This is a genomic window from Streptomyces fungicidicus (assembly GCF_003665435.1).
GTDB classification, from domain to species: domain Bacteria; phylum Actinomycetota; class Actinomycetes; order Streptomycetales; family Streptomycetaceae; genus Streptomyces; species Streptomyces fungicidicus.
In genome coordinates, this window is record NZ_CP023407.1 from 4,487,103 (window position 1) to 4,498,572 (window position 11,470).

The following is an 11,470-nucleotide window of genomic DNA, read 5'->3' on the forward strand; positions in this document are numbered from 1 at the left end:
ACCGATGTCCTTTCCTCTGCTGACAGCGACGGCGGTGCTCCCGGCCGTCGGGGCGATCGCCACGGCCGCCGTACCGGCCGCGAAGCGCACGGCGGCCAAATGGCTGGCCCTGTCGTTCTCGCTCGCCACGCTCGTGCTGGCGGTCGTCGTCCTGGTGCGGTTCGACCCGGACGGCGCCCGTTACCAGCTCACCGAGTCGCACGCCTGGATCGCCGACTTCGGGGTGCGCTACGAACTGGGCGTGGACGGCATCGGGGTGGCGCTGATCGCGCTGACCGCGCTGCTGATCCCGTTCATCGTCCTCGCGGGCTGGCACGACGCCGACCCCCTGGAGACGGGAAGCAGGAGGTGGCGGCCGACGCAGGGCTTCTTCGCCCTGATCCTGGCCGTCGAGGCGATGGTGATCCTCTCCTTCGAGGCCACCGACGTCTTCCTCTTCTACATCTTCTTCGAGGCCATGCTCATCCCGATGTACTTCCTCATCGGAGGCTTCGGGGACCGTGCCCACGCGCACGGCGAGGCGACGGCGGCGACCCAGCGGTCGTACGCGGCGGTGAAGTTCCTGCTCTACAACCTGGCCGGCGGTCTGATCATGCTGGCCGCGGTGATCGGGCTGTACGTGGTCGCCGGGACCTTCTCACTGTCCGAGATCGCCGAGGCGCGGGCAGGCGGCTCGCTGGAGATGGCGACGAACACCGAGCGCTGGCTGTTCCTGGGCTTCTTCTTCGCCTTCGCGGTGAAGGCGCCGCTGTGGCCGCTGCACACCTGGCTGCCCAACGCCATGCAGGAGTCCACCGCCCCGGTGGCGGTGCTGATCACGGCCGTCGTCGACAAGGTGGGCACCTTCGCGATGCTCCGCTTCTGCCTCCAGCTGTTCCCGGAGGCCAGCAAGTGGGCGACGCCCGCCGTCCTCGTGCTGGCGGTCATCAGCATCATCTACGGCGCGCTGCTCGCGGTCGGCCAGCGCGACATCAAGCGGCTGATCGCGTACGCGTCGATCTCGCACTTCGGCTTCATCATCATGGGCATCTTCGCGATGACCAGCCAGGGGCAGTCCGGCGCCACGCTCTACATGGTCAACCACGGCCTCTCGACCGCCGTGCTGATGCTGATCGCCGGATTCCTGATCTCCCGGCGCGGCTCCCGGCTCATCGCCGACTACGGCGGTGTCCAGAAGGTCGCCCCGGTGCTCGCCGGCACGTTCCTGATCGGCGGCCTCGCCACCCTCTCGCTGCCGGGGCTCGCGCCCTTCGTCAGTGAGTTCCTGGTCCTGGTCGGCACGTTCACCCGCTATCCGGTGATCGGGATCATCGCCACCTTCGGCATCGTGCTCGCCGCGCTCTACACCCTCGTCCTCTACCAGCGGACGATGACCGGCCCGGTGAAGCCCGAGGTCTCCGCGATGCCCGACCTGCGGGTGCGGGAGATCGCGGTGGTGGCGCCGCTGGTGGTGCTGCTGGTCTTCCTGGGCGTCTACCCGAAGCCCCTCACGGACGTCGTGAACCCGGCGGTGAAGCACACCATGTCCGACGTACAGCAGAAGGACCCCCGGCCCGAGGTGGAGGCGGCCAAGTGAGCGCAACAGCCGTCCACAGCCTGTGGACAACGGCGGCCGACCCGATCTCGAAGATCGACGCGCCGAAGATCGAGTACGGACAGCTGGCCCCCACCCTGATCATCGTCGGCGCGGCGATCGTCGGGATGCTGGTCGAGGCGTTCGTCCCGCGGAAGTCCCGCTACTACGCACAGATGTTCGTCTCCGTGGTCGCGCTCGCCGCCGCGTTCGCCGCGGTGGTGGCGCTCGCCGCGAAGGGCTACGCCACGACCAAGGCGGGCATCGCGGCGATGGGCGCCATCGCCGTCGACGGACCGGCCCTGTTCCTGCAGGGCACGATCCTGCTGACCGCCCTGGTCGGCCTGTTCACCTTCGCCGAGCGCCGCCTCGACCCGGAGGCGCACGGCAACCGGGTGGACTCCTTCGCCGCCCAGGCCGCGGCGGTGCCCGGCAGCGACAGCGAGAAGCAGGCGGTCAAGGCCGGGTTCACCACCACCGAGGTGTTCCCGCTGCTGCTGTTCGCGGTCGCCGGCATGCTGGTCTTCCCGGCGGCCAACGACCTGCTGACGCTGTTCGTGGCGCTCGAGGTGCTCTCGCTCCCGCTGTACCTGCTCTGCGCCCTGGCCCGCCGCAAGCGGCTGCTGTCGCAGGAGGCGGCGGTGAAGTACTTCCTGCTCGGCGCCTTCGCCTCCGCGTTCACCCTGTTCGGCATCGCGCTGCTGTACGGCTACTCCGGCTCGATGTCGTACGCCACGATCGCGCAGGTCGTCGACGGCACGGTGCAGGACGTGAACCCGGCGCTCGCGAACACCATGGGCAACGACGCGCTGCTGCTGGTCGGCGCCGCGCTGCTGGTCATGGGCCTGCTGTTCAAGGTCGGCGCGGTCCCCTTCCACATGTGGACTCCCGACGTGTACCAGGGCGCCCCGACGCCGGTGACCGGCTTCATGGCGGCGGCGACCAAGGTGGCCGCGTTCGGCGCGCTGCTGCGCATCCTCTACGTCGTGCTGCCGGGCCTGCGCTGGGACTGGCGGCCGGTCATGTGGGGCGTCGCCATCGTCACCATGCTGGCCGGCGCGATCGTGGCGATCACGCAGACCGACATCAAGCGGCTGCTGGCGTACTCGTCGATCGCGCACGCGGGCTTCATCCTCGCGGGTGTCATCGCGGCCACGCCGTCGGGCGTCTCGTCCGTGCTGTTCTACCTGGCGGCGTACTCGTTCGTGACGATCGGCGCGTTCGCGGTGGTCACCCTGGTGCGGGACGCCGGCGGTGAGGCGACCCACCTGTCCAAGTGGGCGGGGCTCGGCCGCCGGTCCCCGCTGGTGGCGGCGGTCTTCGCGGTGTTCCTGCTGGCCTTCGCCGGCATTCCGCTGACCTCCGGCTTCGCCGGGAAGTTCGCCGTGTTCAAGGCGGCGGCGGAGGGCGGGGCGGCCCCGCTGGTCGTGGTCGGCGTGATCTCCTCGGCGATCGCGGCGTTCTTCTACATCCGCGTCATCGTCCTGATGTTCTTCAGCGAGCCGCGCCCCGAGGGCCCGACCGTCGCGGTGCCGTCACCGCTGACGATGACGGCGATCGGGGTCGGCGTGGCGGTCACGGTGGTGCTCGGTGTGGCGCCGCAGTACTTCCTGGAGCTGGCGGGCGACGCGGGAGTGTTCGTGCGCTGACACGACGCCCACCGGCCCGCGGCGGCCCGGCACCCCTCGGGGCGCCGGGCCGCCGCCGTCGTACGGGTGTGCCTGTGGACAACTCCGGGGCTGTCGGTGCGGACCCCTATCGTGGAGGCGGTGGTCGAGGGACGGCTCACGGGGGCAAGGTGACGGGCGGTAGTGGCGGGATGACAGTGATGGAGAGCGAGGCGCTGACCGCGCTGCACCGGGTGTTCGGGTACGAGGCCTTCCGCGGTGAGCAGGAAGCGGTCATCGAGCACGTGGTCGCGGGCGGTGACGCGGTGGTGCTCATGCCGACCGGTGGCGGGAAGTCGCTCTGCTACCAGATTCCGGCCCTGGTCAGGCCCGGTACGGGGGTCGTGGTCTCCCCGCTCATCGCGTTGATGCAGGACCAGGTGGACGCGCTGCGGGCACTGGGCGTGCGGGCCGGGTTCATGAACTCCACGCAGGACTTCGAGGAGCGGCGGGTCGTCGAGGCGGAGTTCCTCGCCGGCGAGCTGGACCTGCTGTATCTCGCACCGGAGCGGCTGCGGCTGGACTCCGCCCGGGACCTGCTGTCGCGCGGCAAGATCTCCGTCTTCGCGATCGACGAGGCGCACTGCGTGTCCCAGTGGGGGCACGACTTCCGGCCTGACTACCTCACCCTGTCGGTGCTCGGCGAGCGCTGGCCGGACGTCCCCCGCATCGCGCTCACGGCGACGGCCACCCACGCCACCCACCGGGAGATCACCGAGCGGCTGGGCATGCCGGACGCCCGCCACTTCGTGGCGAGCTTCGACCGGCCCAACATCCAGTACCGGATCGTGCCCAAGGCGGACCCCAGGAAGCAGCTGCTGGGCTTCCTGCGCGGGGAGCACGCGGGGGACGCGGGCATCGTCTACTGCCTGTCCCGCAACTCGGTCGAGAAGACCGCCGAGTTCCTCTCCCGCAACGGCGTCGAGGCGGTGCCGTACCACGCGGGCCTCGACGCGGGCACGCGCGCCGCGCACCAGGCGCGGTTCCTGCGCGAGGAGGGCCTGGTCGTGGTGGCGACCATCGCCTTCGGCATGGGCATCGACAAGCCGGACGTCCGGTTCGTCGCCCACCTCGACCTGCCCAAGTCGGTCGAGGGCTACTACCAGGAGACGGGCCGCGCGGGGCGCGACGGGCAGCCGTCCACGGCCTGGATGGCGTACGGGCTCAACGACGTCATCCAGCAGCGCAAGCTGATCCAGTCCGGTGAGGGCGACGAGGCGTTCCGGAGGAGGGCCAACCAGCACCTGGACGCGATGCTCGGCCTGTGCGAGACCGTGCGCTGCCGGCGCGGCCAGCTCCTCGCCTACTTCGGCCAGGACCCGGACGCGGCGGGCTGCGGCAACTGCGACACCTGCCTCACCCCGCCGGAGACCTGGGACGGGACGGTCGCGGCGCAGAAGGTGCTGTCCACGGTGGTGCGGCTGCAGCGGGAACGCGGGCAGAAGTTCGGCGCCGTGCAGATCGTCGACATCCTGCTGGGCCGGCGCACGGCCAAGGTCATCCAGTTCGACCACGACCAGCTGTCCGTGTTCGGCATCGGCGAGGAGCTGAGCGAGGCCGAATGGCGGGGCGTCGTCCGCCAGTTGCTGGCGCAGGGGCTGCTCGCCGTGGAGGGGGAGTACGGCACGCTGGTGCTGACCGAGGCCAGCGGGGCGGTGCTGCGGCGGGAGCGGGAGGTGCCGCTGCGCAAGGAGCCGAAGAAGCCGGCGACGGCCAAGGGCGCGGGCGGCCGGGGCGAGCGCAAGGGCAAGGCCGCCGCGGCCGAGCTGCCGGAAGAGCTCCAGCCCGCCTTCGAGGCGCTGCGCGCCTGGCGTGCCGAGCAGGCCCGCGAGCAGGGCGTCCCCGCGTATGTGATCTTCCACGACGCCACGCTGCGGGAGATCGCCACGGTGTGGCCCGCCTCGGTCGCCGAGCTGGGCGGGATCAGCGGGGTGGGCGAGAAGAAGCTGGCGACGTACGGGGAGGGCGTGGTGGCCGTACTGGCCGGGCTGACGGCGCCGGGCGACGCCGGCGCCGCGTCCGGGGACCCCGGCGCCCCGTCCGAGGACCCCGGCCACCCGGACGACTGGCCCGAGGAGGAGCCGGAGCCCGACTGGTCCTAGACGGCCCGGCGCGGCCGCCTAGGACAGGGCGGTCAGCAGGCCCGGTGCGAAGGTGATCAGCAGGGGCAGCAGGGGGACCAGGGCCGCCGCCGCCGTCGTCAGGGCGCGGTCCCGGCGGGCGAGGCGGGGCGGGGGCTGCAGGAGGCGGTCGACGCGCTCGCCGAGCAGACGGCGGCTGGAGGCGCAGGACAGCACACCGCGGTGCTGGTTGAGCTCGATCAGCGCCAGCGCCGTGGTCAGATGGCCGCAGCGGCGGGAGGCCGTGTCGTCGGCGGACAGCTCCACCAGGCGATGTGTCTGGTCGCAGAAGTGCGCGAACAGCGGCACCCGGGGAAAGCCGGTGGCCAGGGCCGTGGAGAGGTGGAGGAGCCAGTCGTGGCGGGCGCGGGCGTGGCCGCGCTCGTGGGTGAGGACGGCGTCGAGCTGGTGGTCGGTCAGGCGCCGCAGGGCCCCGGTGGTCACGATCAGCTGGGGCGGGCTGCCCGGCATCCACCAGGCGTCGGGGTACTCCTCCTCCAGCACCAGCAGGGGACCGCGGGCCGCGGGAAGCCCCGCGGGCAGGTCGGGGGCGCGCTCCCGCAGATGCTCCCGGGCCCGGCCGCGCCGGCGGCGGGCCTCGACCAGCTCGCGCCCCAGCATGGCCGTCGTCCAGGCCGCCCCGCAGGCCAGCAGCAGGGTCAGGGCGGCCGTCCAGGGCGAGGCGGCGGACAGGTCGTACGCGGCGGTCACCGCGGGCGGCGCCGGGGCGAAGAGCTGGGCGCGGACGGTGCCGAAGACGGCGGCGGCGCCCAGCGCGAGGGCCGTGACGCAGCACAGCAGGACGGTGGCCACCAGGCACTGCCACACCCACAGGGCGACCACCGGTTCCCGTTCCGGCCACTTCGCCCGGGTCAGCGCCCGGGGGACGGGCACGGCGGCGGTCACGGCGACGACGCTCAGCAGGAGCAGGCAGACGGTCATGCCACGGGCTCCGGATCTTCTCGGACGAGGGAGGCTTCGGATCGTGCTGGGGCGTGCTGGGGCGTGCTGGGGCGTGCTGGGGCGTGCGGAAGTGCGCGGGGAACGGGGTGCGAACGCGCGCACCGCCCCCCGCCAAGTATGACGGCGAAGGGCGGTGCGGGGTGAGGGGTCGTGGCGGACCGGCAGGGCCGGACGGGTCACACGGCGGGGACCACCCGTCCCGTGACCTCGCCGAGGCCCACGCGCACACCGTCCGGGCCCGGCGCCCAGGCCGACAGCGTCACCACGTCGCCGTCCTCGAGGAACGTCCGCTTCCCGTCCGGGAGTTCGAGGGGGTCACGGCCGTTCCAGGTCAGTTCGAGCAGTGAGCCGCGTTCCCGCTCGGCGGGCCCGCTCACCGTGCCGGAGCCGTACAGGTCGCCGGTGCGCAGCGAGGCGCCGTTGACGGTCGTGTGGGCGAGCTGCTGCGCGGCCGTCCAGTACATGGTGGAGAAGGGCGGCTCGGAGACGGTGTGACCGTTGATCGTGACGGTGATCCGCAGGTCGTAGCCGCCGGGCTCCTCGCCCGCGTCGTCCAGGTACGGCAGCAGCTCGTGGGTGCGCTCCGGCGGCGCGACGCGGGCCTCGTCCAGGGCGTCCAGCGGGGTGATCCACGCCGACACCGAGGTGGCGAAGGACTTGCCGAGGAACGGGCCGAGGGGCACGTACTCCCAGGCCTGGACGTCGCGCGCGGACCAGTCGTTGAGGAGGCAGAGGCCGAAGACGTGGTCGCGGAAGTCGCCGAGCGGCACCGGGCGGCCCCGCTCGGACGGCACGCCGACCACGAAGCCGACCTCGGCCTCGATGTCCAGCCGCACGGACGGCCCGAAGACCGGGGCGGCGTCCGCGGGCGCCTTGCGCTGGCCCGAGGGGCGTACGACGTCGGCGCCGGACACCACGACCGTGCCGGAACGGCCGTGGTAACCGATCGGCAGGTGCTTCCAGTTGGGGGTCAGGGAGTCGGCGGCGTCGGGGCGGAAGATCCGGCCGACGTTCCGGGCGTGGTTCTCCGAGGCGTAGAAGTCGACGTAGTCCGCGACCTCGAACGGGAGGTGCAGGGTCACCTCGGACAGCGGGTGGAACAGCGGTTCCACGGTCTCCCGGTGGGCCGGGACCGTCACCCACGCCGTGAGCGCCCGCCGCACGTCCGACCAGGCCGTACGGCCCGCCGCCAGCAGCGGGTTGAGGGTCGGGCGGGCGAGCAGGGAGGCGTAGGGAGAGCCCAGGGCGTGCGCCGCGGCGCCGGCGTCCAGGACGTGGTCGCCGAGCCGGACGCCCACGGTCCGCTCCGAGGAACCGGGGGGCGAGAACACGCCGTACGGCAGGTTGTGCGGGCCGAAGGGATCGCCCTCGGGGACATCGAAGGGGGGCATCGGGTGCTGCCTCGCTTTCGTGTGCGCAGGTGCTCCACGTGTCCGTGGCCGTGCCACACGTTACGGGTGATGCGGCCGTGTTGTGCAGAGCCGTCCCGGGGCGCCTTATGCCGCTTCCCGTCGCGTACCGGAAGTTATCCACAGGGCGGGACGCAATCTTGACGGAGCGGTGCGAACGGGGCGACTCTGGGCGGGTGCCGGAAGGTCTCGGGGAGGGGGCGTTCCACAGGCACACAGGGGGGCGGATGGCCACAGGGGAGGCCGGCCCGCGCCGGCCGCGCTCGGGTCCACAGCCGGAAGGGCTGGAGGAGACCATGCGTGGCCGGCTCGGCCGGGAATGCGTGTATGTGCCGTCGTGCAGGCTGGGGTTGTACGTGGCGCTGCGCCACTGGTGCCCGCCGGGCGGCCGGGTGCTGATGTCGCCGGTCAACGACGACGTGATCTTCTTCGTGGTGCTCGCCGCGGGACTGCGGCCGGTGCAGGCGCCGTTGAACCCGTTCGACGGGTCCATCGACGCCGGCGCCGTGCCCGAGGAGACATGGGGCTCGCTCTCCGCGGTGCTGACCACGAACCTCTACGGCAACCCGGACCCGGCGCCGGAACTGCGGGCGCGCTGCGACGCGTCGGGCATCGCGCTGCTGGAGGACGGGGCGCACGCGATCGGCAGCGAGGTCGGCGGCCGGCCCGTCGGCGCCTGGGGCGAGGCCTCCGTCTTCAGCCTTTCCAAACACGTCGGCGCGGGGGCCGGCGGCATCCTCGCGGTCGCGGACCCACGAGCGGCCGAGGCGGTGCGGACCGCCTGCGAGGAACTGCTCACGCCACGCCGGACGGCGTCCGAAGTCGCCTACGCCCTGCGGCCGTACGCCGAGGCCGCGGTGCGGGGGCTGGGACTGCGGCGGGCCGCGTGGGCCACGCTGGGGCTGCTGGGGCTGGCGGAGCGCGACGGGATCAGGATGCCGCTGCGCCCGGATGCGCTGGCCCGGGCCACGGCCGCCGCCCCGGACCTGGCCGCGCACGACTCCTGGGTCCGCGTCGACATGCACGGCTACCGCCTGCGGTCCGGACCGCTGCGGCTCGGGCGGATCCGGCGTGCCGTCGGACGGCTGGACGAGGTCCTCCGGGCCCACCGGGACGGCACCGCACTGCTGCTGGCGACACCGTGGGCCCGGCCGCGCGAGGGCAGCGGTGTGCAGCCGCTGTTCCGGGTGCCGCTGCTGGTGGCGGACCGGGACGCGGCGATCGCCGCACTGGCCCGGCGCGGCATCGCCGTCGGCTACCTCTACGACCCGCCCCTCGACGACTACGCGGGCGAGGAGTTCACGGAACCGTCGCCCGCCCCCGGAAGGGCCCGCTGGTTCGCGGCGCACGCGCTGCCGGTGGACCCGCTGCGGGCGCGGGAGGCCATCGGCGTGCTGGAGCGGTCCGGCGTGCGGCCGGCCGAACCGCCGCAGGAGCTGACACGGCCGGGGGCGGCGCGGACCGAAGGGCTGGGGCCGGCCCGTGACTGACACCCAGGTGCACGAGCCCGCCGCGGTGCGGGCCGGCGACGGGCCCCGGCCCGCGGGCAGCGGCCCGCCCGGCTCCGACTCCCTTTTCAAGAACGCCTACTTCCTGATGCTCAGCACGGGCGTGTCCGCCGTACTGGGCCTGGGGTTCTGGCTCGTCGCCGCCCGCTACTACTCCGAGGACGCCGTCGGCCAGGGGTCCGCCGCGATCGCCGCGATGCGGCTGCTCGCCGGCATCACCGCGACCACGATGATCGGCGCCGTGGTCCGCTTCGTGCCCCGCGCGGGCCGCGAGACCGGACGCCTGGTGTGGGGCGTGTACGGGACGAGTTCGGTGGTCGTCGCCCTGGCCGCGGGCGTCTTCCTGCTCACGCTCGACCAGTGGGGCGCCTCCTACGCGCCCCTCGGCACCCCCCTGGCCGGGGCGCTGTTCGTCGCCGCGTGCGTGGCCTGGGCGCTGCTCACCCTCCAGGACGGCGTGCTCACCGGGCTGCGCAAAGCCGAGTGGGTGCCGGCGGGCAACGCGGTGTTCTCCCTGGGCAAGCTGGTCCTGCTGGCCGTCCTCGCGAGCGCGCTGCCGGTGCTGGGCATCTTCGTCTCCTGGGCCGTGGCCATCGCCTTCTCCACGCTGCCGCTCGGCTGGCTGATCTTCCGCCGGCTCATCCCCCGGCAGGCCGCCGCCGACCACGACGTGCAGCCGCCCGCCCTGCGGTCCATGGGACGCTTCCTGGCCGGTGACTCGCTCGGCGCGCTGTTCAGCCTCGCCATGATCAACCTGCTGCCCGTGATGGTCGCGGTCCGCTTCAGCGCCGCGGAGAACGGCTACTTCTACGTGGCGTACACCGTCGGCGGCACGATGGAGTTCATGGCCATCAACATGGCCTCGTCGCTCACCGCCCACGCCTCGCACGACCCGCGCCGGCTCGCCGACGGGGTGCGGGGGGCGCTGCGCAGGATGGCGCTGCTGCTGGTGCCGGTGGTCGCCGTGCTGGTCGTCTTCGCGCCCCAGATCCTCACGCCGTTCGACGCGGACTACGCCGAGCACGGCTCGACCGTGCTGCGGCTGCTCGCCCTCGGGGCGCTGCCCCGGGTGGTCGTGGAGCTGTACATCGGGGTGCTGCGGGTACAGGGGCGCACCGGAGTGCTGGCCGCGCTGCAGGGCGCGATGTGCGTGCTGGTGCTGGGCGGCGCGGCCGTGCTGTTCACCCCGGCGGGGATCGCGGGGGCCGGCTGGGCGGTGCTGGCCGGCATGACGCTGGTCGCGGCCGTCTCGGTGGTCGGGCTGCGCGCGACGCTGCGCGACAGGACCGGCGGGTCCGTGGAGCCTCCCTCCACCGCCCCCGAGTACGGCACCCGCTGGGCCCGGCTGAACGCCACCGCCGGGTACGGCACGGGCCGGCCCCGCCGTCCGGCGCACGGGGAGGCGCCTCGGGCCGCCCGGGGGGCTGTGGCGCGGGCGGGGCAGCCCTCCTGGGCCGCCGGGATGTCGCGTCCGGATCCCGTGGGCCTCGCGGAGCCGTCGCCCGGCGACGGATACGACCGGCGCCTGGGGCGCGTCCTCTGGGCGCTGCTCGGGATCGCCACCCTCGTCTTCTGGGCCGCGGTGCCCGGGGCCGCCGACGGCTCCGCCGGTGAGCTGACCGGACGCCGGCTGCTGGAGGGGCTGCCGCTCCCGGCGCTCGTGGCCGGGGGCACGCTGCTCCTCGTCTTCGTGGCCTCGGTGACGCTCCGCACCCGCGCCGAGCCCTGGCTGCCCGGTGCCGCGCTGGGCTCCGCGCTGGTCGCGCTGCACACCGCGCCCGTCGCCCTCGGCAGGGGACCGGAGCCCGTCGGCGGGACGCCGTACCGCGAGGCGGCCGGTCTCCTCGCGGAGACGGTGGGCCTCGACGGCCCCGGCCCGCTGCTGCGCTGGGCGCCGCTGGTCTGCCAGCTGCTGTGCCTCGTCCCCCTGTGGCTGCTGCTCGCGAGCGCGGGCCGGCGGCTGTCCTGGCGGGGGCGCTGGGGGGCGCTGTACCTCCTCGCGGTGGGCGCCTGGGTGTGGCGGGACGCCCTCGCCCCCGTCGCGCCGCCGCTGCTCGCCCTGCTCGTCGTACTGCACACGGCCGTGGTCCTCGTCCCGCTCCCGTCGCTCCGCGGGAGAAGACCGAGCGGCCGTCCCGAGGACTGATCACGCTTCAGAGCCGAACCGCCAGGGGGGAACACCGTGCGTCCGCCAGCCACTCCACGCGAGAGATCCGCGCCCGAGCCGGGG

At 73.5% G+C, this 11,470-nt stretch carries 7 protein-coding genes; 5 read left to right on the top strand and 2 right to left on the bottom strand.

Going from position 1 to position 11,470, the window contains the following annotated elements; genetic code table 11:
* Positions 1-4: 4 nt before the first annotated feature.
* The 3 genes from CNQ36_RS20575 to recQ all read left to right on the top strand — a co-directional run bounded on the left by CNQ36_RS20575 (position 5) and on the right by recQ (position 5,342).
* Positions 5-1,576, top strand: coding sequence for an NADH-quinone oxidoreductase subunit M (locus tag CNQ36_RS20575; protein ID WP_004927558.1), 1,572 nt, complete (start codon positions 5-7; stop codon positions 1,574-1,576).
* Entirely contained in the window at positions 1,573-3,222 is a 1,650-nt protein-coding gene (gene nuoN, locus CNQ36_RS20580; protein ID WP_121547087.1) for an NADH-quinone oxidoreductase subunit NuoN, read from the top strand. The genes CNQ36_RS20575 and nuoN overlap by 4 nt, the downstream gene beginning before the upstream one ends.
* A gap of 170 nt (positions 3,223-3,392) precedes the next feature.
* Positions 3,393-5,342, top strand: coding sequence for a DNA helicase RecQ (gene recQ / locus CNQ36_RS20585; RefSeq protein WP_121547088.1), 1,950 nt, complete (start codon positions 3,393-3,395; stop codon positions 5,340-5,342).
* 18 nt (positions 5,343-5,360) lie between these two features.
* On the opposite strand, the gene CNQ36_RS20590 is transcribed toward recQ, so the two are convergent.
* Both CNQ36_RS20590 and fahA read right to left on the bottom strand, forming a co-directional pair.
* Positions 5,361-6,302: a M56 family metallopeptidase gene (locus tag CNQ36_RS20590; protein WP_004927552.1), complete on the bottom strand. Its 942-nt coding sequence runs from the start codon at positions 6,300-6,302 to the stop codon at positions 5,361-5,363.
* A gap of 197 nt (positions 6,303-6,499) precedes the next feature.
* The gene (fahA, locus tag CNQ36_RS20595; protein WP_121547089.1) at positions 6,500-7,714 is read right to left on the bottom strand and encodes a fumarylacetoacetase; all 1,215 of its coding nucleotides are present in this window, start codon (positions 7,712-7,714) and stop codon (positions 6,500-6,502) included.
* 245 nt (positions 7,715-7,959) lie between these two features.
* On the opposite strand from fahA, the gene CNQ36_RS20600 reads away from it, so the two are divergent.
* Positions 7,960-9,222, top strand: coding sequence for a DegT/DnrJ/EryC1/StrS family aminotransferase (locus tag CNQ36_RS20600; RefSeq protein ID WP_121547090.1), 1,263 nt, complete (start codon positions 7,960-7,962; stop codon positions 9,220-9,222).
* Complete coding sequence (locus CNQ36_RS20605; RefSeq protein ID WP_121547091.1) at positions 9,215-11,386, top strand: lipopolysaccharide biosynthesis protein; 2,172 nt, start codon at positions 9,215-9,217, stop codon at positions 11,384-11,386. The genes CNQ36_RS20600 and CNQ36_RS20605 overlap by 8 nt, the downstream gene beginning before the upstream one ends.
* Positions 11,387-11,470 lie beyond the last annotated feature (84 nt).

What these genes read in the sequence shown, in the direction of transcription:
- CNQ36_RS20575 (WP_004927558.1), top strand. Translation starts at nt 5, where the DNA reads ATGTCCTTTCCTCTGCTGACAGCGACGGCGGTGCTCCCGGCCGTCGGG.
- recQ (WP_121547088.1), top strand. Translation starts at nt 3,393, where the DNA reads ATGACAGTGATGGAGAGCGAGGCGCTGACCGCGCTGCACCGGGTGTTC.
- CNQ36_RS20590 (WP_004927552.1), bottom strand. Translation starts at nt 6,302, where the DNA reads ATGACCGTCTGCCTGCTCCTGCTGAGCGTCGTCGCCGTGACCGCCGCC.
- fahA (WP_121547089.1), bottom strand. Translation starts at nt 7,714, where the DNA reads ATGCCCCCCTTCGATGTCCCCGAGGGCGATCCCTTCGGCCCGCACAAC.
- CNQ36_RS20600 (WP_121547090.1), top strand. Translation starts at nt 7,960, where the DNA reads ATGGCCACAGGGGAGGCCGGCCCGCGCCGGCCGCGCTCGGGTCCACAG.